This is a genomic window from Kitasatospora sp. NPDC059648 (assembly GCF_042734825.1).
Taxonomy (GTDB): Bacteria; Actinomycetota; Actinomycetes; order Streptomycetales; family Streptomycetaceae; genus Kitasatospora.
Genome location: NZ_JBHWDU010000025.1, coordinates 13,924 through 35,016, shown reverse-complemented (window position 1 = coordinate 35,016; position 21,093 = coordinate 13,924). Strand labels below are relative to the sequence as shown.

The 21,093-nt window shown below is 74.3% G+C and carries 19 protein-coding genes, 2 tRNA genes and 1 other RNA gene; 9 read left to right on the top strand and 13 right to left on the bottom strand.

Annotated features, from left to right (window positions below):
• Positions 1-74 precede the first annotated feature (74 nt).
• Positions 75-527: a GatB/YqeY domain-containing protein gene (locus ACFV1W_RS17430; protein ID WP_380417418.1), complete on the bottom strand. Its 453-nt coding sequence runs from the start codon at positions 525-527 to the stop codon at positions 75-77.
• Positions 528-625: 98 nt separating this feature from the next.
• Here ACFV1W_RS17430 and ACFV1W_RS17425 point away from each other — a divergent pair, with 98 nt between their 5' ends.
• The 4 genes from ACFV1W_RS17425 to ACFV1W_RS17410 all read left to right on the top strand — a co-directional run bounded on the left by ACFV1W_RS17425 (position 626) and on the right by ACFV1W_RS17410 (position 3,034).
• Complete coding sequence (locus tag ACFV1W_RS17425) at positions 626-1,294, top strand: CGNR zinc finger domain-containing protein (protein WP_380417416.1); 669 nt, start codon at positions 626-628, stop codon at positions 1,292-1,294.
• Positions 1,295-1,318: 24 nt separating this feature from the next.
• Complete coding sequence (locus ACFV1W_RS17420) at positions 1,319-2,263, top strand: metallophosphoesterase (RefSeq protein ID WP_380417415.1); 945 nt, start codon at positions 1,319-1,321, stop codon at positions 2,261-2,263.
• A 99-nt stretch (positions 2,264-2,362) separates the two neighbouring features.
• A tRNA-Pro gene (locus ACFV1W_RS17415) sits at positions 2,363-2,436 on the top strand.
• Between the two features lie 124 nt (positions 2,437-2,560).
• Positions 2,561-3,034: a YDG/SRA domain-containing protein gene (locus ACFV1W_RS17410; RefSeq protein WP_380417413.1), complete on the top strand. Its 474-nt coding sequence runs from the start codon at positions 2,561-2,563 to the stop codon at positions 3,032-3,034.
• A 4-nt stretch (positions 3,035-3,038) separates the two neighbouring features.
• Here ACFV1W_RS17410 and ACFV1W_RS17405 read toward each other — a convergent pair whose 3' ends face one another.
• The gene (locus ACFV1W_RS17405; protein WP_380417411.1) at positions 3,039-5,810 is read right to left on the bottom strand and encodes an AAA family ATPase; all 2,772 of its coding nucleotides are present in this window, start codon (positions 5,808-5,810) and stop codon (positions 3,039-3,041) included.
• A gap of 155 nt (positions 5,811-5,965) precedes the next feature.
• Here ACFV1W_RS17405 and ACFV1W_RS17400 point away from each other — a divergent pair, with 155 nt between their 5' ends.
• The 4 genes from ACFV1W_RS17400 (at position 5,966) to ACFV1W_RS17385 (ending at position 10,504) form a co-directional block, all read left to right on the top strand.
• A complete protein-coding gene (locus ACFV1W_RS17400) occupies positions 5,966-6,343 on the top strand; it encodes a nuclear transport factor 2 family protein (protein ID WP_380417409.1) in 378 nt (125 codons plus the stop codon).
• A gap of 125 nt (positions 6,344-6,468) precedes the next feature.
• Positions 6,469-7,905 (top strand): MFS transporter, encoded by a 1,437-nt coding sequence (locus tag ACFV1W_RS17395; protein ID WP_380417407.1) that lies wholly within the window; start codon positions 6,469-6,471, stop codon positions 7,903-7,905.
• 95 nt (positions 7,906-8,000) lie between these two features.
• Complete coding sequence (locus ACFV1W_RS17390) at positions 8,001-9,851, top strand: S9 family peptidase (RefSeq protein ID WP_380417405.1); 1,851 nt, start codon at positions 8,001-8,003, stop codon at positions 9,849-9,851.
• Positions 9,848-10,504 (top strand): hypothetical protein, encoded by a 657-nt coding sequence (locus ACFV1W_RS17385; RefSeq protein WP_380417404.1) that lies wholly within the window; start codon positions 9,848-9,850, stop codon positions 10,502-10,504. Before ACFV1W_RS17390 ends, ACFV1W_RS17385 begins: the two co-directional genes overlap by 4 nt.
• A gap of 5 nt (positions 10,505-10,509) precedes the next feature.
• Here ACFV1W_RS17385 and ACFV1W_RS17380 read toward each other — a convergent pair whose 3' ends face one another.
• The 10 genes from ACFV1W_RS17380 to ffs form a co-directional block, all read right to left on the bottom strand.
• The gene (locus ACFV1W_RS17380) at positions 10,510-11,301 is read right to left on the bottom strand and encodes an SURF1 family protein (protein ID WP_380417402.1); all 792 of its coding nucleotides are present in this window, start codon (positions 11,299-11,301) and stop codon (positions 10,510-10,512) included.
• Between the two features lie 129 nt (positions 11,302-11,430).
• Positions 11,431-12,585 carry a hypothetical protein gene (locus tag ACFV1W_RS17375; RefSeq protein WP_380417401.1) on the bottom strand — a complete coding sequence of 385 codons (1,155 nt, stop codon included), beginning with the start codon at positions 12,583-12,585 and terminating at the stop codon, positions 11,431-11,433.
• Positions 12,578-13,123: a SigE family RNA polymerase sigma factor gene (locus ACFV1W_RS17370; protein ID WP_380417399.1), complete on the bottom strand. Its 546-nt coding sequence runs from the start codon at positions 13,121-13,123 to the stop codon at positions 12,578-12,580. The genes ACFV1W_RS17375 and ACFV1W_RS17370 overlap by 8 nt, the downstream gene beginning before the upstream one ends.
• Positions 13,124-13,459: 336 nt before the next feature.
• Positions 13,460-14,521: an aspartate-semialdehyde dehydrogenase gene (locus tag ACFV1W_RS17365; protein ID WP_380417397.1), complete on the bottom strand. Its 1,062-nt coding sequence runs from the start codon at positions 14,519-14,521 to the stop codon at positions 13,460-13,462.
• 28 nt (positions 14,522-14,549) lie between these two features.
• A complete protein-coding gene (locus ACFV1W_RS17360; protein WP_380417395.1) occupies positions 14,550-15,830 on the bottom strand; it encodes an aspartate kinase in 1,281 nt (426 codons plus the stop codon).
• A gap of 361 nt (positions 15,831-16,191) precedes the next feature.
• A complete protein-coding gene (locus ACFV1W_RS17355) occupies positions 16,192-16,929 on the bottom strand; it encodes a DUF5063 domain-containing protein (RefSeq protein ID WP_380417393.1) in 738 nt (245 codons plus the stop codon).
• Positions 16,922-17,521 carry a recombination mediator RecR gene (gene recR, locus ACFV1W_RS17350; protein WP_380417391.1) on the bottom strand — a complete coding sequence of 200 codons (600 nt, stop codon included), beginning with the start codon at positions 17,519-17,521 and terminating at the stop codon, positions 16,922-16,924. The genes ACFV1W_RS17355 and recR overlap by 8 nt, the downstream gene beginning before the upstream one ends.
• A 170-nt stretch (positions 17,522-17,691) precedes the next feature.
• Positions 17,692-18,033, bottom strand: coding sequence for a YbaB/EbfC family nucleoid-associated protein (locus tag ACFV1W_RS17345; RefSeq protein WP_380417389.1), 342 nt, complete (start codon positions 18,031-18,033; stop codon positions 17,692-17,694).
• A gap of 120 nt (positions 18,034-18,153) precedes the next feature.
• The gene (locus ACFV1W_RS17340; protein ID WP_380417387.1) at positions 18,154-20,322 is read right to left on the bottom strand and encodes a DNA polymerase III subunit gamma and tau; all 2,169 of its coding nucleotides are present in this window, start codon (positions 20,320-20,322) and stop codon (positions 18,154-18,156) included.
• An 80-nt stretch (positions 20,323-20,402) separates the two neighbouring features.
• An RNA gene (gene ffs, locus ACFV1W_RS17335) (signal recognition particle sRNA small type) lies at positions 20,403-20,493 on the bottom strand.
• A gap of 111 nt (positions 20,494-20,604) precedes the next feature.
• Between ffs and ACFV1W_RS17330 the strand changes: the two genes are divergently transcribed.
• Positions 20,605-20,689, top strand: a tRNA-Ser gene (locus ACFV1W_RS17330).
• A 184-nt stretch (positions 20,690-20,873) separates the two neighbouring features.
• On the opposite strand, the gene ACFV1W_RS17325 is transcribed toward ACFV1W_RS17330, so the two are convergent.
• On the bottom strand, positions 20,874-21,059 hold the full coding sequence (locus ACFV1W_RS17325) for a hypothetical protein (protein ID WP_380417386.1): 186 nt from the start codon (positions 21,057-21,059) through the stop codon (positions 20,874-20,876).
• Positions 21,060-21,093: the final 34 nt, after the last annotated feature.

Here is a 21,093-nt window from a genome sequence, read left to right as displayed (position 1 = left end):
GAACGGCGAAGGGGCGCCCTCCGGATCTTCGGGGGGCGCCCCTTCGGCGTTCGCGGCTCCTGTGCGGGGGTCGCTCAGGCCAGCGCGGCCTTCACCGCGGCGGCCACCCGGCCGCCCTCGGCCAGGCCGTCCACCTTCGGCTTCACCAGCTTCATCACGGCGCCCATCGCCTGCGGACCGCTCGCCCCGCTCTCGGCCACGGCGGCGGCCACGATCGCGGCCAGCTCCTCGTCCGACAGCTGCTTGGGCAGGTAGCCCGCCAGCACCTCGCCCTCGGCGCGCTCCCGGGCGGCCTGGTCGACCCGGCCGGCCTTGTCGAAGGCCTCGGCCGCCTCGCGGCGCTTCTTCGCCTCGCGGGCGATCACCCGCTGCACCTCGTCGTCGGACAGCTCGCGCTTCTCGTCACCCGCCACCTCCTCGCTGGTGACGGCGGACAGCGTGAGCCGGATGGTGGACGAGCGCAGCTCGTCCCGGTCCTTGATGGCAGCCGTGAGGTCCTCCTGCAGCTGCTCCTTGAGCGTCGTCATGGCCACGAGTCTTCCACCTGCGCCGTTCGGTCGCTTGCCATTAACCGCCGACACCCCGGTCCGGTCCGCGACGGCCTGTAACCACTTACCCTGGTTACATGACCGATCGAGACGGAGCACCGGACGCCGCGCCCGGCCTGGTCCTCAGCGCTCCGGGCGGCGGCAGCTTCCTCTTCGACCCCGGCGCCCTCTGCCTCGAACTGCTCACCACCGGCGGCCCCGGCGACCTCTCCCGCTACGAGGCCCTGCACCGCCCGTCCGACCTCGCCGACTGGCTCCCCCGCTCCCGCCTTCGGCTGCCCGCCGGGGCCGTACGGATCACCGCCGAGCAGCTCGCCGACGCCCGCACCCTGCGCGACGCCCTCTGGCGGCTGGCCGCCGCCCGCGCTCACGGCACGGCCTGCAGCGCAGCGGACCACGCCGCCCTCAACCGGGCCGCCGCCCGCCCTCCGCTCGTGCCGCAGATCGCCCCGGACGGCACCGCGGCCGCCCCGCTGCCCGCCGACGGGGCCCAGCTGGTCTCCACCCTCGCCCGGGACGCCATCGCCCTGCTCACCGGTCCGTACGCGGACCGGATCCGGGAGTGCGGGGCGCACAACTGCCGGCTGGTCTTCGTCGACACCTCGCGGCCCGGGCGGCGGCGCTGGTGCTCGATGGAGCGGTGCGGCAACCGCAACAAGGTCCGGGCCCTGCGCGCCCGGCGGGAGTCCGAGGACCCCGACGCCGGCGCCGGTCCCACAGCGGGCCACCGGACGTTCACCAGCTGATCCACCGTCTGAGAGCATGGGCTGATGCGACCGCTGTACTCCGTTCCCCTCGGTGTCGCCGCCGCCGGCGCCGCCTGCCTCGCCTACTCCGTCGGGTACGAGGTGCGTGCCTTCCGGCTCCGCCGGGTCGAGGTCCCCGTCCTGCCGCACGGCGCCAAGCCCGTCCGGATCCTCCAGGTGTCCGACATCCACATGGTGAGCGGGCAGGGCAAGAAGCAGCGCTGGCTGCGGAGCCTGGCCGGCCTGCGCCCCGACCTGGTGGTCAACACCGGCGACAACCTCTCCGACCCGCTCGGCGTCCCGGCCACCCTCGACGCGCTCGGACCGCTCATGGACTTCCCCGGCGTCTACGTCTTCGGGTCCAACGACTACTACGGCCCGGCCCGCAAGAACCCGGCCCGCTACCTCCAGGCCATGCGCAGCGGCGTCCACGGCATGAACAACCCCGACGGCACCGGCAACCGCGGCATCACCGGCGCCGTCCACAACCCCTGGGAGAAGCTCCGGGACGGCTTCGACGCGGCCGGCTGGCTCGACCTGACCAACACCCGTGGCCGCCTCACCGTCAACGGCCTCGACATGGAGTTCACCGGCCTCGACGACCCCCACATCCGCCGCGACCGCTACGCCGAGGTCTCCGGCGGCCCCTCCGCCGACGCCGACCTCTCCCTCGCCGTCGTCCACGCGCCCTACCTGCGCGTCCTCGACGCCTTCACCGCCGACCGCTACCCGCTGATCCTGGCCGGCCACACCCACGGCGGCCAGCTCTGCATCCCCTTCTACGGCGCCCTGGTCACCAACTGCGACCTCGACACCCGCCGGGTCAAGGGCCTCTCCACCCACCAGGCCGGCGGCCACCGCTCCTACCTCCACGTCTCCGCAGGCTGCGGCACCAACCGCTACACCCCGGTCCGCTTCGCCTGCCCCCCGGAGGCCACCCTCCTCACCCTCACCCCCACCCCCCGCTGATCCGACCGGACGCCCGCCCGAAACCGGATTTCGTGTCTCGGCGAGCGTCCGGTAGAGTTCTACTCGTCGCGAAGGAGACGGAGCGACAAACAGAAAGACCGGGGTGTGGCGCAGCTTGGTAGCGCGCTTCGTTCGGGACGAAGAGGCCGTGGGTTCAAATCCCGCCACCCCGACCCAGTGCAGAGGGCCCATCGGAGAGATCCGATGGGCCCTCTGACGTTGTGTCCGGAAGAATCCCCGTGGACCGGGCCAACGCGCGCCCGGCAGTGACGCCCGTCACCTGGGAGGTCCGGGGCCTTGTCGAACGACTTCACTTCCGCTGCGGCCAACGGCTTTGACGGCTTCGGGGCCGTGCCGGGGGTGGAGGTCGGGCAGCTGTTCGCGAACCGGCGGGCGGTCTCCGACGCCAGGGTGCACCGGCCGCTGCAGACGGGAATCTGCGGCACCAGGGAGCGCGGGGCCGAGTCCGTCCTCGTGTCCGGTGGGTACGAGGACGACCGGGACCACGGCGACGAGATCGTCTTCACCGGCCAGGGCGGCCGTGCCGCCGACACGGGCCGGCAGGTCGAGCACCAGACGTTCGAACGGGGCAACGCCGCCCTGGTGACCAGCATGACCGCCGGGAGGCCGGTACGGGTCGTCCGCGCCGAAGGGGGCGGGCGGGGGCCCGGGTACCGGTACGGCGGGCTGTTCCGGGTCGAGGAGTGCTGGTTCGAGAAGGGGAGGTCGGGCCTCCTGGTCTGCCGCTACCGGCTGGTGCTCCCCGGCTGAGCGGTCAGAACACGGTGGGGAGGGCGGTGCGGGAGGTGATGCCGAGTTTGGGGTAGGCCTTGTAGAGGTGGTGGGCGACGGTGCGGGGGCTGAGGAAGAGCTGGGCGGCGATGTCTCGGTTGGTGAGGCCCTGGGCGGCGAGGCGGGCGATCTGGAGTTCCTGAGGGGTGAGGGAGTTCAGGGGGGTGAGGGGGGCCTGGGGCGCGGGGGTGCCGGTGGCGGAGAGTTCGGTGCGGGCGCGGGCGGACCAGGGGTGGGCGGCGAGGCGGTCGAAGGTTTCCAGGGCGGCGGTGAGGTGGGGGCGGGCGTCGGTGCGGCGGCGGGTGCGGCGGAGCCATTCGCCGTAGAGGAGGGCGGTGCGGGCGTGTTCGAAGGGGCGGTGGGTGGTGGCGTGGAGGTCGAGGGCGGCGCGGTAGGCGCCTTCGGCGAGTTCGTCGGGGCCGAGCAGGGCCTGGCAGCGCATGCGTAGGGCTTCGGCCCAGGGGCGGTCGGCGGCCGCGGTCCAGCGGGCGAAGCGTTCGTAGGGTTCGGCGGCGCGGTCCGGGGTGCCGAGGCGGACGGCGGCCTCGACCAGGTCGGGGACGGCCCGGGTGGCGCTGACGTGGTGGCGGTGCGGGCCGGTGGTGAGGGCGTGGAGGCGGTCGGCGGCGCCGGCGGCGCGGCCCTGGCCGAGGTCGAGCAGGGCGAGCGCCCACTGGGCCCAGGGGTGGCCGGCGGCGGGGGCGGCGGTCTGCCGGCCGGTGGTGGCGAGGGCGGTGCCGGCCAGTTCGGTGCAGCGGTCGGTGCGGCCGTCGAGCGCGGCCAGGTAGGCGAGCAGTGCGCTGAGCTGGCTGACCCACTGGTGCTGGCCGGTGTCCCGGGCGAGGGCGAGCGCCTCGGTGGCGGTGAGTTCGGCGTCGGCGTGGCGGCCGTGGAAGAGCTCGGCTTCGGCGAGGAAGAACTGCAGGGTGGGCATCACCCCGAGGGCTCCCTTGGCACGGGCCTCGGCGACCAGTTCGCCACCGAGGTCGACGGTCTCCTCGTCGCGGCCGAGGATGAGTGTGGCGCCGCAGAGTTGGACCAGGTCGGCGGGGCTCTCGGCGCCCGCGCGGCGGGCGGCTTCGACGGCCTCGCGCGCGGTCGGCAGGGCGGCGGCGGGCCGGCCGAGGGCCGGGAGGACGGCGGCGGGCAGGTAGCGGGCGAGCGGGGCGACGGGGTCGTCGGCGGCCAGGGGGAGGGCGGCGAGCCGGTCGAGCACGTCGGCCACCGGCTCCTCCCCCGCGTACCAGGCTGCGTGGAAGGCCTGGAACAGCATCCGGGCGGCGTGGGCCGGCTCGACGGCGGAGCCGTCCACGGCAGTGCCGTCCACGGCGACGCGGTCCACGACGAGGGCGGCGTCGAGCAGCAGCCGGTAGGCCGTCGGGTACGAGCCGCGCCAGAAGTGCGCGGTGGCCCGGACGTGGTCCAGCAGGGCGTGGGCCAGGGGGTTGTCGGTACGGGCGGCGGCCTCGTCGGCGAGGGCTTCGGCGTGGGCCAACTCGCCTTCCTCGGTGGCGGCTTCGGCGGCCAGGACGAGGCGGCGGGTGGCGCCGTCACGGTCGGGGGTGAGCCGGGCGGCCCGTTCGTACGCGGCCGCGCCGCCGTGGCCGCCGCGCCGGCCGGCGCGAACGGCGGTGCGCTCCAGCGCGTCGGCGAGGGCGGCGTCGGGGGCGGTGGCGGCTAGGGCGAGGTGCCAGGTGCGGCGGTCGCCCTCGGGGAGGGCCTCGGCGATGGTCCGGTGGGCCGTCAGCCGCTGGTGGTGCGGGGCGCGCTGGAGGACGGCGGAGCGCAGCAGCGGATGGCGGAAGACGATCCGGCGGTCGGGGGTGACGGTGACCAGGCCGGATTCCTCGGCGGGGGTGAGGTGTTCGGAACCGACGCCGAGCGCGGACGCGGCGGCCAGCACGACGTCGAGTTGGCCGCTCTCCTCGGCGGCGGCGACCAGCAGCAGGGTCTGGGTGGCCGGGGGCAGGCCGGTGACCTGGCCGTGGAAGGCGATCAGCAGCCGGCTGGTGAGCGGCAGACCGCCCGCGGTGTGCGCCTGCGGGCCGGTGTCGACGGGGAGTTCGGTGAGGGCGAGCGGGTTCCCGGCGGCTTCGGCGAGCAGTCGGTCGCGGACGGCGGCGGGCAGGCCGGGGCCGGCCCGCTCGGCCAGCACCCGGGTGGCGTCGGCTTCGGCCAGGGCGCCCACCCGCAGTTCGGGCAGGCCGAGTCGGCGCTCGTCGGGGGCACCGCCCTCGGTGCGGGCGGCGAGCAGCAGGGCGACGCCTTCGGCCTGGAGGCGGCGGGCGGCCAGCAGCAGGGCGTCCAGGGAGGCCTTGTCGAGCCACTGCACATCGTCGACCACGCACAACAGAGGCCGGTCGGAGGCGAGTTCGGCGAGCAGGCCGAGGGTGGCCAGGCCGACCAGCAGCCGGTCGGCGGGGCCGACGGGCGGCTCGGTCGAAGCCGAACCCTCGCCGAGGCCGAACGCCGCCTCCAGCGCCCGCCGTTGCGGCCCCGGCAGCACGTCCAGCCGGTCCAGGCCGGGCGCCAGCAGCAGGCTCAGGCCGGCGAAGGGCAGTTCGGCCTCGTACTCGACGCCCGCGGCCCGGACCACCCGGAACCCCTGCCCGGCCCGTGCCACCGCGTCGTCCAACAGGGCGGTCTTGCCGATCCCGGCCTCGCCGCGGAGCAGCAGCGCCCCGCTGCGCCCGTTCCGTGCTCGCGCCAACAGGCCTTCGACGGCGGCCCGTTCGTGTTCCCTCCCGTACAGCATGCCCCGACCCTACCGAGCCGACCGCCGGTACCCGGGCGCAATACCTACGCAGGCAGGTACGGATACGTGACCGATTCGCCCGCGGCCGCCCGTCCCTACCTTTGTGAGCAGCGGGAACGGCCCGCCAACCACCCACTGGAACACGGGAGATGACCATGACCGAGATCACCGCCACCACTCTCCAGCAGCTCGCCGAGCGCTACCTCGCGGTGTGGAACGAGACCGACCCGGCGGCCCGCCGCAAGCTGATCGACGAGGTGTGGGCCGAGGACGGCCGCTACACCGACCCGCTGGCCGCGGTGGTCGGCCGGGACGCGATCGACGCGCTGATCGGTGCGGCCCAGGCCCAGTTCCCGGGCCTGGAGTTCACCCTCGGCCCGGTGGACGCGCACCACGACATCGCCCGGTTCACCTGGAACCTCGGCCCGGCGGGCGCCGAGCCGGTGGTGATCGGCTTCGACGTGCTGGCGGCCACCCCGGAGGGCCGGATCGCCACCGTGCACGGCTTCCTGGACCGCGTGCCGGGCGCCTGAGCAGTCCGGAAGGCCTGCGACCGGGGCGCCGCACCCCCACGGCGGCGCCCCACCCCGGAGGAGAGCGATGGACGAGAGCGATGGACGAGAGCGATGGACGAGAGCCCGATGGAGGAGAGCCCGAGATGAGCACCGCCCTGGACGCCCGGCGACCCGACGGAGCCCCGGCAGCCCCGGCAGCCCCGACGGAGCAGCCACCCGCCCCCAGGGGGCTGCTGCCGGTCGTCCTGACCGCCACCTTCATGACCGCCCTCGACACCTTCGTCGTCAATGTCGCCGTCCCCTCCGTCCAGGCCGATCTGGGCGCCGGCCCGGCGGTCGTCCAGTGGGTGATGGCCGGCTTCGGCCTGGCGGTCGCCGTCGGGCTGGTCACCGCCGGACGGCTCGGTGACCGCTACGGCCGCCGCCGGGTGTTCGCGCTGGGCCTGGCCCTGTTCACCCTCGCCTCGGCGGGCTGCGGCCTCGCCCCCACCGCGGCCGCGCTGGTCGGCGGCCGGGTCGCCCAGGGCCTGGCGGCCGCACTGATGGGCCCGCAGGTGCTGGCGATCCTGCGGACGGCGTTCAACGGCGCCGCGCAGGCCCGGGCCTTCGCCCGCTACGGGCTGACCATGGGCATCGGCGCGGTGTTCGGCCAGCTGATCGGCGGGCTGCTGATCCGCGCGGACCTGCTGGGCCTCGGCTGGCGCAGCTGCTTCCTGATCAACCTGCCGATCGGCCTGGCCGCCCTGGCCGCCGTCCGCCGTTGCCTGCCGGAGTCGCGCGCCCCGCAGCGGCCGGGTCTGGACCCGGCCGGGGTGCTGCTGGTGTCCGTCGCGCTGACCGCCCTGGTGCTGCCGCTGATCCAGGGCCCCGGGCTGCACTGGCCGCTGTGGACGGTGCTCTGCCTCACCGCCGCCGGCGTCCTGCTCGCCGCCTTCGCCGTCCACCAGCACCGGGCCACCACCACCCACGGCACCCCCCTGGTCGACACCCGGCTGTTCCGCAGCGGCGCCTTCCGCACCGGGCTGCTCGCCCAGCTCGCCTTCTGGCTCGGCCAGGCCTCCTTCTTCCTCGTCCTCGCCCTGCACCTGCAACTGGGCCGCGGGCTGGACGCGCTGGGCTCCGGGCTGGTGTTCACCGCGATCGGCCTCGGCTACCTGCTCACCTCGAACGCCACCCACCTGGTCACCGCCCGCCTCGGCGAGCGCCGCACGATCGCCGTCGGCGGGCTGCTGATGGCCGCAGGCCTGGGCCTGCTCGCCCTCGCCGCCTACGACGCGGCGGACGCGAGCGTCTGGTGGCTGGCGCCCGGGCTGTTCGTCGACGGCTTCGGCATGGGCCTGGTGATCGCGCCGGTCACCACCGTCGCCCTGGCGGCCGTCGAGCCCCGCTTGGCCGGTGCCGCGGCCGGCGTGGTGGCCACCGTGCAGCAGGTCGGCGGGGCCGTCGGGATCGCGCTGATCGGCCTGGTCTACTACGGCGCCGGCGACCCGGCCGCCGCCTTCGGCCGCAGTGTGACCGCGCTGGCGGTGCTGGAGCTGGTGCTGGTGGGACTGGTCGGGCTGCTCCCGCGCCGTTCGTGAACACAGCACGTGGACAGGGCGGGAGCCCGGGCGGGTGGGGGCGGACCCCCACCCGCCCGTTCCGTTCCGTCCCCCCGATCGGGTTGGATGGTCGGATGAGCGAGGAGAAGAGCGCCGTACCGGCGTGGGAGCAGCGGTTCCGGGCGGCACGAGTGTCACTGCCCGACTGGGCCGAGGACGCCCCCGACCGGGCGCTGTACGTGTCCAACGCGACCGGCACCTACGAGGTCTACGCCTGGGACCGGGCCACCGGCACCCACCGCCAGGTCACCGACCGCCCGAACGGCACCACCGACGCCGAGCTGTCCCCGGACGGCGAGTGGGTCTGGTGGTTCGACGACCACGACGGCGACGAGTTCGGCGTCTGGCGCCGCCAGCCGTTCGCGGGCGGCCCGGACGAGGAGGCCGTGCCCGGCCTCGCCCCCTCCTACTCGGCCGGACTGGCCCTCGGCCGCGACGGCACGGTGGTCGTCGGCCGGTCCACCGACGAGGACGGCACCACCCTGCACCTGCGCCGCCCCGGTGCGGCCGAGCCGGTCGAGATCTACCGGCACGAGGAGTACGGCGGTGTCGGCGACCTCAGCCACGACGCCACCCTGCTCGCCGTCGACCACACCGAGCACGGGGACGCGATGCATTCCGCGATCCGGGTCGTCCGGCTCACCGGCGGCGGGGTCGAGACCGTCGCCGAGCTGGACGAGGTCACCGGCCGGGACGAGCCTCGCGGCGTCGCCTGCCTGGGCTTCGCCCCGGTCGAGGGCGACACCCGGCTGCTGGTCGCCCACCAGCGCACCGGCCGCTGGGAGCCGATGATCTGGGACGTCGCCACCGGCGCCGAGACCGCCCTGCCGCTGCGCGACGAGCAGGGCCGGGAGCTGCCCGGCGACGTCTCCGCGCAGTGGCGTCCGGGCGCCGCGGAGCTGCTGGTCGAGCACGAGTACGAGGCGCGCAGCGAGCTGTTCACGTACACCCTCGCGGACGGCCGGCTGACCCGCCTGGAGACCCCGCGCGGCACCGTCGGCGGCGCCACCGCCCGTCCGGACGGCACCGTGGAGTACCTGTGGTCCTCCGCCGCCGAGCCCTCCGCCGTCCGCTCCACCGCCGGGGCGGTCGTGCTGCGGGCGCCCGGCCCGGTGCCACCCGGTTCCGTCCCGGTCGAGGACGTCTGGGTGGAGGGGCCGGGCGGTCGGGTGCACGCCCTGGTGCAGCGCCCGCGCACGGCCGGCCCGGGCCCGTACCCGACCGTGTTCGAGATCCACGGCGGTCCGACCCACCACGACAGCGACTCCTTCGCGGCCGGCCCCGCCGCCTGGCTGGACCACGGCTTCGCGGTGGTCCGGGTCAACTACCGCGGCTCGACCGGCTACGGCCAGGCCTGGACCGACGCGCTGCACGAGCGGGTCGGCCTGATCGAGCTGGAGGACATCGCGGCCGTCCGGGAGTGGGCGCTCTCCAGCGGCCTGGCCGACCCGCGGCGGCTGGTGCTCACCGGAGGCAGCTGGGGCGGCTACCTGACCCTGCTCGGCCTGGGCGTGCAGCCCGACAGCTGGTCGCTGGGCGTCGCCGCCGTGCCGGTCGCGGACTACCGCACCGCGTACGCCGACGAGATGGAGGCGCTCAAGTCGCTGGACCGCACGCTCTTCGGCGGCACCCCGGAGGAGGTCCCCGAGCGCTTCACCGCCTCCTCACCGCTGACCTACGTCGAGCAGGTGCGGGTGCCGGTCTACATCAGCGCCGGGGTCAACGACCCGCGCTGCCCGATCCGGCAGATCGACAACTACGTCGAGCGGCTGGAGCAGCTCGGCAAGCCGCACGAGGTGTACCGGTTCGACGCCGGGCACGGCTCGCTGGTGGTGGAGGAGCGGATCAAGCAGCTTCGGCTGGAGATCGACTTCGTCCGGCGGCACCTCGGCGTGCCGGGCGGGAGCACGGGAGAGGCCGGGTGAGGCGTCTGCTGACGCTCGCGGGGGCGGCGGTGGCCGGAGCGCTGGTGCTCAGCGGCTGCTCGGGCTCGCACGGCGACGAGGCGGACTGCCCGCCGCGGGTCGTTCCGCGGCCGGCGGGCCCGACGGCGAGCACGGGGAGCCCGGCGACGGGCGTTCCGACGGCGGCCGCCACCGCGACGGCCGCGCCGTCCGCCGCCCCGTCCGCCGCCCCGACGGGTTCGGCGACGAAGGCGAGCGCGCTGGGCGACGGGTCGGTCGGCGGCTCGGTCGCCGTCCGGGCGTCGTACGAGCCGGACGCGACGGAGTCCACGGGCGGGGAGGACGACACGGCCGAGCGCGGCCGGTCCGGCTCGCACGGGTCCATCGGCTCCAGCGGATCGAGCGGATCGAGCGGCTCCAAGGGTTCGTCCGGCTCGAAGAGCGGCGGCACCACACACCACCACATCGACCACCGCGATTCGACCACCGTGGTAGGCAACGGCCACTGCAGCGGCGGCTCCGCACCGGTGGACGACGACGGCACGGGGGCGCCGTTCGGCCCCGGGCCGAGTACGACGGCCCCGTCGCAGTCGCCGACGCCGACCGTGGTGCCGGCACCGGTCGCGACCCCGGCCAAGCCGCCGGCCACTCCGACCGGCAAGCCCTCCAAGTAGGCCGGTCAGTCCAGGACCGGGTCCAGCCCCAGGGCCCGGTCCTGCTCCGCCTCCGCCTCCCGGCGCATCAGGCGGAACCACATGAAGATCACGAAGCCGGCGAAGACGAACCACTCCAGGGTGTAGCCCAGGTTCTGGAACGCCCGCAGGGTGAGTCCGTCCCCGCCCTGCGGCTGGACGGTCGGGACTGCGGTCAGCCCGGCGGGCACCTGGTCGGCGGCCACCCAGCCGTCGTACCAGCCGTCGTACTCCAGCACGTTCAGCAGCGAGGCCCGGTTGATCATGCCGAGCTGCCCGGCGGGCAGCCCGCCCGCGACCGCGCCGTTGCTGCCGACCGACTCGTTGGCCTGGAGCCGCCCGGTGACGGTCACCTGCCCGGTGGGCGCGGCCTCGGCCGCGGGGGCGGAGCCGGACGGGGTGCCGGGCGCCCAGCCCCGCACCACGGCGACGGCGTGTCCGTCCGCGGTGCGCAGCGGGGTGAGCACGTAGTAGCCCTGCTTGCCGTCCAGCACCCGGTTGGGGACGAGGAGTTGGTGCTCCGTGTCGAAGGTCCCGGTCACCGTGACGGGCTTGCCGACGGTCTCCGTGCTCACCTGCGGGGTGGCCGGGCCGAGCAGCGCGTCGATCGGCCGGGTGTCACCCGAAGCGGTGAGCGACGCCTTGGTCTCCTGGTGGGTGGAGACGCGGTCCTCGAACCGGCCGAGCTGCCAGGAGCCCAGCCAGACGCACACCACCACGGCCGCCGTCGCCAGGGCGGTGCCGCCCAGCCAGCGCGGAGTCAGGAGGAACCGGTACACACCCCCCACGGTAACCATTCCTCACACCGCCCCGGACCACAGGGTCCGCCCGGCAGGCCGGGTCGACGGCCTGGACGATCTCGTGCGGGTTCGGCGCGCCGGTCGCCGAACCGGCCGGGGCGGGGCCGCTCAGCCCGCCGCGGGCGTCCCGGTCGGCTGGGCCGCGGAGCCGCCGGCAAGCTGCACCCCGCCCCGGTAGAGCGTTCCGCCGCACCCGACCGGCAGCGAGGCCGTCGCGGCCGCCGGGCTGCCCGGGGCCGGGGTGTGGGCGATGGTGGCGGTGGTCTGCGCGGAGGTGGGGTTGCCGCTCGGGGTGGCCGTCGGGCTCGGCGCCGAGGTGGTGCCGGAGGTGGGCGAGGAAGTGGCCGGCGGATTGACGCTGGGCGCGGCCGAGGCGCCGGAGGCCGGGGCGGCGCCGGAGGCGGCCGCGGGGGCCTGGGTGGTCAGGGAGGCCTGGTTGGCGCCGGTGCTCGGCGCGGCGGTGCCGCCGCCGGAGCCGCAACCCTGGTCGGGGATCCACGCGAACGGCACCCGGTACCCCGCCTGCGGCGCGAGCACCGGCGGTTCGGCGTCCATCGCGGGCAGGCTGCCCGCCGGGTCGCCCGGGGCGTGGTCGGCGTTGCGGACCCGGCTGCGGTCGGCGCCGCTGACGTCGGTGACGGACACCGCGCCGGGCCCGCCGAGGCGGCAGCTGTGTCCGGAGACGTTGTACACCGTGAAGGAGCCGTAGATCCGGCCCTGGGCGTCCGCCGGGCCGACCTGTGCGGTGCCCTGGCCGAGGTCCGTCCGGGTGCAGAGCGGGAGGATCCCGCCGTTGCCGGTGCCGGTGGCCCCGGTGGGGGTGGCGGTGCCGGGGCGGGTGGCATCCGCGCCGGGACTGGGCGAGGCGGCGCCCGCGCCCGGCACGGAGGCGGTGCCCCCGCCCCCGGTGCCGGTGTGCACTCCGGCACCGGTGGTTCCGCCGCCGACCGCGGCGCCGCTGGGTGCCGCGAGGGTCGCGCCGTCGGCGGTCGTGGAGCCGGGCCCGCCGGAGAGTCCGAGGTGGTCGCCCTCCTGGAGTACGGGCAGGGCGATCGCGACCGCCAGGGCCAGCGCCGCCGCGCCGGTCCACGCCCCGCGCCTGGCGGCCCGGCGCCTGGGTACGGCCTGCCGGAGCCGGGGCAGGGCGCCGGCCCCGGGCTGGATCCCGGCCACCGCGTGCCGCATCAGCTCGCGCAGCGCCCGTTCCTCGGTGGACAGACCGGGTACGTCGTCCTCCGGCCACTGCCCGGCGCCGTCAGCCATGTCCGGCCTCCATCTGGATCCGGAGGGCGGCGAGTCCGCGCGAGCCGTACGCCTTCACCGAACCGAGTGAGATGCCCAGGGCCTCGGCGACCTGCGCCTCCGTCATGTCCACGAAGTAACGCAGCACCAGAACCTCCCGCTGACGGCGTTGCAGACCCTTCAGCGCGGCCTTCAGCTGGTCGCGCTCCAGGGCATCGTAGGCACCTTCTTCTGCACTGGCCATGTCAGGCATGGGCTTCGGCAGCAGTCGCAGGCCCAGGATCCGGCGGCGCAGCGTGGAGCGCGACAGGTTGACCACCGTCTGCCGGAGGTAGGCCAGGGTCTTCTCGGGCTCGCGCACCCGGCGCCGGGCGGCGTGCACCCGGATGAAGGCCTCCTGCACGATGTCCTCGCAGGTGGAGAGGTCATCCAGGAGCAGCGCGGCGAGCCGCAGCAGCGAGCGGTAGTGCGCCTGGTAGGTCGCGGTGAGCAGGTCCTCGCTGGTACCCGCGTCGGTACCGGCACCGGAGTCCGCCGCACCGGGTGCGGCCGCCGTCATCTGGTCTTCTTCCGGCCTACTCGACGACCACGGGGCGCGCGACGGGAAGGTCACCACGGCCCGCGCCGAGATGCCCGTCCCTGCCCCCACCATCACGTTCGCCACGCCCGTTGGACACTCGATCCCCTGTCATGGTTGCCCAGCCCGGGGCCCATTCTTCCGCATCGGCGGAAGAGGCCTCCAGGGGATTCCCACGGGATTCCGGACGGATTGTGTCGAGGAGCGGACACAGGTCCGGACATCCTCGGGCACAAAGGGCCCTCCGGACCGGTCCGATGACGGCTCCCCGGGCTGCTAGACCGTCAGTCGGGAAGGGCCGCCGATCCGGGCCGGCCGTCAGGTGGGGTCGACCGTCAGCTCGCCGGCCACCAGTTCGGCGATCTGCAGCAGGTTGAGCGCGGCGCCCTTGCGCAGGTTGTCGCCGCAGAGGAAGAGGTCGAGCGCGTCCGGTTCGTCCAGCGCCCGGCGCACCCGCCCGGCCCAGACCGGGTCGGTGCCGACCACGTCGTTCGGGGTGGGGAACTCCCCGGACGCTGGGTCGTCGTAGAGGACGACGCCGGGCGTCTCGCGCAGGATGTCCTGGGCGTGCTCCTGGCTGACCTCGCGCTCGAAGCGGGCGTGCACGGCCAGCGCGTGGGTGCGGACGACCGGGATGCGCACGCAGGTCGCCGAGACCCGTAGGGCGGGCAGGCCGAGCACCTTGCGGGCCTCGTCGCGCAGGCCCAGCTCCTGGGCGGACCAGCCGCCCTCACGCAGGCCGCCGGTCCAGGGCACGGCGTTGAGGGCGAGCGGGGCGGCGAACGGCCCCTCATCGGTGATCACCGCGCGCAGGTCGCCGGTCTGCCGGCCGACCTCGCTGCCGGCCACCAGGGCGGTCTGCTCGCGCAGCGCCGCCACGCCGTCCCGGCCCTCGCCGCTGGCGGCCTGGTAGGTGGCGACCACGAGCTGCTCCAGCCCGTACTCGGCGTGCAGCGCGCCGATCGCCACCACCAGCGCGAGCGTGGTGCCGGCCGGACTGGCCACGATGCCGCGCGGACGGATCCGCAGCGCGGCCGCGTTGACCTCAGGGACGACCAGCGGCACGTCCCCGGCGGTGCGGAAGGCGGCCGAGTCGTCGACCACCACGACGCCCTTGGCCGCCGCGATCGGCGCCCACTGGGCGGAGACCGTGTCGGGGACGGCGAACACGGCGACGTCGATCCCCGCGAAGGCCTCCTCGGTCAGCGGGACGACCTCGACCGGCTCCCCGCGCACCACCGGCGTACGGCCGGCCGAGCGCGGGGAGGCGACGAGTCGGACCTCGCCCCACACGTCCTGACGGAGCGAGAGCAGGCCGAGCAGCACCTCGCCGACCGCGCCGGTGGCGCCGACGACGGCGAGGTTGGGCCGCCGGGTCACGTCCGGGAGCCCCTGCCCGGCTGCCGGGTCATCGCCCGGTGCCGCCGTAGACGACGGCCTCGTCGCTCTCGCTGTCCAGGCCGAAGGCGCTGTGCACGGCGCGGACCGCCTCCGGGACGTCGTCGGCGCGGGTGACCACCGAGATGCGGATCTCCGAGGTGGAGATCAGCTCGATGTTGACGCCCGCGGCGGACAGCGCCTCGAAGAAGGTGGCGGTGACGCCCGGGTTGGAGCGCATGCCGGCGCCGACCAGCGAGATCTTGCCGATCGCGTCGTCGTAGCGCAGCGACTCGTAGCCGATGCCCTCCTTGACCCGGCCGAGCGCGTCGATGGCCTTCTGGCCCTCGGTCTTCGGCAGGGTGAAGGAGATGTCGGTCAGGCCGGTCGACGCGGCGGAGACGTTCTGCACCACCATGTCGATGTTGACCTCGGCGTCGGCGATGGCGCGGAAGATGCGCGCCGCCTCGCCCGGCTTGTCGGGCACGCCGACGACCGTGACCTTGGCCTCCGAGGTGTCGTGGGCGACTCCGGAGATGATGGCCTGCTCCATCTCGCCCCCTTCGGGCTGGTTCGGGTTGTCGTTGCTGACGATCGTCCCGGGAAGACCCGAGAAGGACGAGCGTACGTGAATCGGGATGTTGTAGCGGCGGGCGTACTCCACGCAGCGGTCGAGCAGCACCTTGGAACCCGACGAGGCCAGCTCCAGCATGTCCTCGTACGCGATCCAGTCGATCTTGCGCGCCTTCTTCACCACCCGCGGGTCGGCGGTGAACACGCCGTCCACGTCGGTGTAGATCTCGCAGACCTCGGCCTTGAGCGCGGCGGCCAGCGCGACGGCCGTGGTGTCCGAGCCGCCTCGGCCCAGCGTGGTGATGTCCTTGCTGCTCTGGGACACGCCCTGGAAGCCGGCCACGATCGCGATGTTGCCCTCGTCCAGGGCGGTGCGGATGCGACCCGGCGTCACGTCGATGATGCGCGCCTTGTTGTGGACGGAGTCGGTGATGACACCGGCCTGGCTGCCCGTGAAGGACTGGGCCTCGTGACCCAGGGATTTGATCGCCATGGCCAGCAGCGCCATGGAGATGCGCTCTCCAGCGGTCAGCAGCATGTCGAACTCACGGCCGGCAGGAAGCGGTGACACCTGCTCCGCGAGTTCGATGAGCTCGTCCGTCGTGTCGCCCATCGCGGACACCACGACGACGACCTCATGGCCGGCCTTCTTGGCGTCAACGATTCGGCGGGCAACGCGCTTGATGCCCTCGGCATCCGCAACGGATGAGCCGCCGTACTTCTGCACGACAAGGCCCACGTGCGCTCCTCGACTAGTGTCGTTTTCCGGGGGCGCCAGGCCCCCGTACCCCCGGGGGAAAGGGGGGTGCGGTCCGCGCCAGTCTACCGAGCAGGGGTACCCCGACCGGCGCCTTCCATATGATGAGACGGCCGTTTCAGCACGTGGGCGGCGATCCGGACGGTTCCACCGGCAGGTCTGCGGGGCATTCGGTGCGGTTCCGCAGAATCCTCGGACTGGTGCCCGTCACCGCGGTCGGATTTCTTTTCCGGGCGGATTGCTGAGGCATTCGTCACAATCCGCCTCCGCTTCGGCACCTGCCCGCCGTGGATCACCGGCCGGACATCGCGGTGGTGGACCTGCGGCGGGGCGGGCGTCGGGCCTACCGGCCGGCACCGAGTTCCGCCGCCATCAGGTCGCCCGCCTGCTGCTCCAGCTGCTCGTCGGTGAGCCCGTCGTCGTCGGTGTCCGCGCCGTCCGGCGCCGCACCGATCGGGCTGTCCAGCCGGACGTGGGCGATCAGCGACTGCAGCGCCCGCAGCACCGCCGTGCAGGTCGTGCCCCAGTTGGAGAGGTACGAGAACTGCCACCACCACAGCGCCTCGCTGACCCGGCCCTCGCGGTAGTGGGTCAGACCGTGCTGGAGCTCGCTGACCACACCGGCCAGGTCGTCCGAGATGCGGAAGGCGTTCGGCTTCTCCGGCGGGCCGTACGGGTCGAAGACCTCGTGGTAGACGTCGATCGGCGCGAGCAGTTCGGCGAGGCGCTCGCGCAGCTGCTCGCCGTCCGGCTCCGGCCCGGCGTCGGGCTCGAAGCGGTCCTCCGGGACGACGTCCTCGATGGCGCCCAGTCGGCCGCCCGCCAGCAGCAGCTGCGAGACCTCCAGGAGCAGCAGCGAGACCGCGCTGCCCGGTTCGTCGCCCTTGGCGACCTCGGTGACGGCGAGCACGAAGCTCTCCACCGAGTCGGCGATCTGCACGGCGAAGTCGTCCGGCTCGGAGCCGTGGCCGTGGGTGTGCGGACCGTGGGTGTGCGGACCGTGGATGTGCGGGGCGTGGGCCTCCGGCTCCGGGTGGGGCTTCCGGCCGTGGGGCTGCTGGTTGATCGTCCGGTCAGACATCGAGCAGTCGTCTCCCTTCGAAGGCGCGGCCGAGGGTGACCTCGTCCGCGTACTCCAGGTCCCCGCCGACGGGCAGGCCGCTCGCCAGCCGGGTCACCTTCAGGCCCATCGGCTTGCAGAGCCGGGCCAGATAGGTGGCGGTCGCCTCCCCCTCCAGGTTGGGGTCGGTGGCCAGGATCAGCTCGGTGACCGTGCCGTCCGCGAGGCGCGCGAGCAGCTCGCGGATGCGCAGGTCGTCCGGGCCGACGCCCTCGATGGGGCTGATCGCGCCGCCCAGCACGTGGTAGCGGCCGCGGAACTCACGGGTGCGCTCGATGGCGACGACGTCCTTGGGCTCCTCGACCACGCAGATGACGCCGAGGTCGCGGCGCGGGTCCAGGCAGACCCGGCACTGCTCGGCCTCCGCGACGTTGCCGCAGACCACGCAGAAGCGGACCTTGTCCTTGACCTCCAGCAGCGCGTGCGCGAGGCGGCGCACGTCGACCGGGTCGGCCTGCAGCACGTGGAAGGCGATCCGCTGGGCGCTCTTGGGCCCGACGCCGGGCAGCCTGCCCAGTTCGTCGATCAGGTCCTGAACCACGCCCTCGTACAACGTCGCGCCTTCCCTCGGATGGTCGGTGTGCTCCTGGTCGGAGGTGCTCCGGTGCCATCATCCAACGAATCGGGCGCCGGACACACCGGCCGACGCCCGACTCCCACAGAAATCACATGAGGAACGTCCTGGAAGGGACGTCCCGGGAGGGCTTCCCGGACGGGGAAGTCCTAGAACGGCAGACCCGGGATGCCGCCGCCGCCCAGGCCCTGGGTGAGCGGGCCCATCCGCTCGGCCTGCATCTTCTGGGCCGCCTGGGTCGCGTCCCGGACGGCCGCCAGGATCAGGTCGGCCAGGGTCTCGGTGTCCTCCGGGTCCACGGCGGCCGGGGCGATGGTCAGCGCCACCAGCTCGCCCGAGCCCGTCACCGTGGCCTCGACCAGGCCACCGCCGGCCGTACCGTTCACCTTCGCCTCGGCCAGCTCCTGCTGGGCCTTCGCGAGCTCCTGCTGCATCTTCTGCGCCTGCTTGAGCAGCTGCTGCATGTTGGGCTGACCACCACCGGGAAACACGGCTCACTCCTTGCTGTCACGCGGTACTTCGTTCGTCACCGCCGAGCCTACGGGGCCGGGCCCGCCCGTGGGGACAGTGTCCGGGCGCCCGATGCCCCACCCGGTCCTGCCGGGCCCCGCTCAGTTGCCCCGGTGGTGGATCTCCTCCAGCACCGTGGCGCCCAGCTCGCGGATGATCAGCTCCTGGCCGGAGAAGGCCTCCTCGTTGAGGTCCGGGTCGTCCTCCTCCGGGATGTCGTCCTCCGGAGCCACCGACCGCACCGGGCGGGCCGGGGGCACCGGCGCGGCGGGCGGCGGGGCCTGTACCGGCGCGGGGGCCGGGGCCGACGGCTGGGGCTGCGACCGGACCGGGGCGGGCGCCTGCACCTGGGGCTGCACCGGGGCGGGGGCGGCCGCCGGCGGCGCGGCGGCCGCGGGACGGGCCGGGGCCCCCCAGCCACCGCCGGCCGAGGCGGTCGCGGTCGGGGCCGTGCCGCCGCCTCCACCACCGCCACCGGACGGGTCGACGATGCACTCGATCCGCCAGTCCACGCCCAGCGCGTCGGACAGCGCCTGGCGCAGCACGTCGTCGCTGTTGCTGCCGACGAAGCTGTCCCGGGCGCCCGCGTTGATGAACGAGACCTGGAGGGTGCTGCCGTCGAACCCGGCCACCTGGCCGTTCTGGCTGAGCAGGATCCAGGTGAAGCGGCGGCGGTTCTTCACCGCCTCCAGGATCTGCGGCCACAGCTGCCGGACCTGCGCCGCACCCTGCTGGGCGGCCGCGGACGGCTGGCCGCCGGGGGCCGGGGCCGCAGCGGCGGGGACGGGGGCGGCCGGCTGGACCGGGGGCGGGGTGGGCGCGGGCTGCGGGGCCGACTGCGGCTGCGACTGCACGGGCGGCGCGGCCGGGGCCGGGGCGCCGCCGGCGGGCGGGAAGCTGCGGGGGATCGGCCAGGCGCCCGGGGCGGGCCCGGCGGGGGCCGGAGGCGGGGTCGCCTGCGCTGGAGCGGGTGCCGGGGCAACCGGCGCGGCGGGCATCGCCGGCGCAACGGCCGGCGCGGGTACCTCCACCGGCACCTCCACCACCGACGGGGCGGCCGTCGGCACGGCGGCCATCGGCGCCGTCCCGGCCGGCGCGGCGAAGCCGCCCGCGGCCGCCCGGCGCTCCAGCTTGTCCAGGCGCGCCTGGAGCGACAGCTCGTCGCTGTACGCACCGGGCAGCATCACCCGGGCGCAGATCAGCTCCAGCTGGAGCCTCGGCGCCGCGTTTCCGCGCATCTCGGTGAGCCCGGTGTTGACGATGTCGGCCGCCCGGCTCAGCTCGGCCGCGCCGAACGCGTCCGCCTGCGCCTGCATCACGGCGATCCGGTCCGCCGGGGCGTCGATCAGCCCCTTCTCGCCCGCCTCCGGCACGGTGGCGAGGATCACCAGGTCGCGCAGCCGCTCCAGCAGGTCGGTGACGAAGCGGCGCGGGTCGTGCCCGCCCTCGACCACCCGGTCGATCACCTGGAACACCGTCGCGCCGTCGTGCGCGGCGAAGGCGTCCACCACCTCGTCCAGCAGTGCCGAGTCGGTGTACCCGAGCAGCGCGGTCGCCATCTGGTAGGTGACACCGCCCTCGCCGGCCCCGGCCAGCAGCTGGTCCATGACCGACATCGAGTCACGCACCGAGCCCGCGCCGGCCCGTACCACCAGCGGGAACACCGGGTCCTCGACCTGGATGCCCTCGCGGCCGCAGACCTCCGCCAGGTAGTCGCGCAGCGTGCCGGGCGGGACCAGCCGGAACGGGTAGTGGTGGGTGCGGGACCGGATCGTCCCGATCACCTTCTCCGGCTCGGTGGTCGCGAAGATGAACTTGAGGTGCTCCGGCGGCTCCTCGACCACCTTGAGCAGCGCGTTGAAGCCGGCCGAGGTCACCATGTGCGCCTCGTCCAGGATGAAGATCTTGTACCGGCTGTGCACCGGCGCGAAGAAGGCCCGCTCGCGCAGCTCGCGCGCGTCGTCCACACCACCGTGCGAGGCGGCGTCGATCTCGATCACGTCGATCGAGCCGGGGCCGCCGGTCGCGAGGTCCCGACAGGACTGGCACTCCCCGCAGGGCGTCGGCGTCGGCCCCTGCTCACAGTTCAGGCAACGGGCCAGGATGCGCGCGCTCGTCGTCTTGCCACAGCCGCGCGGCCCGCTGAACAGGTACGCGTGGTTGACCCTGTTGTTGCGCAGGGCCTGCTGGAGCGGAGCGGTCACGTGCTCCTGCCCGATGACCTCCGCGAAGGTCTCGGGGCGGTAGCGGCGGTACAGGGCTAGGGACACACCACCGACGATATCGGGACGGGCCGACAAACGCGTCGCCCCTTCGCCCCCGGCCCCGGCCGGGACGCCCCCGGGAACGCAAAGACCCCCCGTGCACCCGCCAGAGCCCTCCTACCCTTGCTGCCTTCCGGCCCTGGGGGGGTTCAGAGAGATGACGCCACACGAGGGGCTGACCCCCACACTACCGGATCCCGGCCCCGACGATCCACAGGCCACCCCCGCCCTCCGGCCTGCGGGATAGCTGGTCGCGAGCACCCCAAAACATGTACTAAGCTCTCCCACGGAGGATTCGCCTAGAGGCCTAGGGCGCACGCTTGGAAAGCGTGTTGGGGGCAACCCCTCACGAGTTCGAATCTCGTATCCTCCGCCTCCGCCCGCCAGGGCAAACGAAGGCCCGGACCGCTCAGCGGTCCGGGCCTTCGTCGTTCCGTGGTTGCAGTTTTGGTTGCAGTTGGGATCTGTAGACGGACGGGCCTTGGTCCTACCAGGCGAGCAGGACCAGGGCGCCACGGAAGAGCTACGTCGCCTACATCCGATTCAGCGAGCCGTCGTTACTGGCGCCACCGCGCCCACAGCCAGGCAATCCCAGACGCGATAGCCGCGCCGACCGCCTGAGCGATCTCATTGCCAGCCGCGACGCCGTAACCGGCGGTGTAGCCGACGGCAACAGCAGCCGCCAGGAGCTCGAGCCTGGGCGGACGCTCGCCCTCGAACAGCGCAACCTGCATACTGAACATGGTTCTCCTCATTAGACGGGGTGGAGCCGGCCGC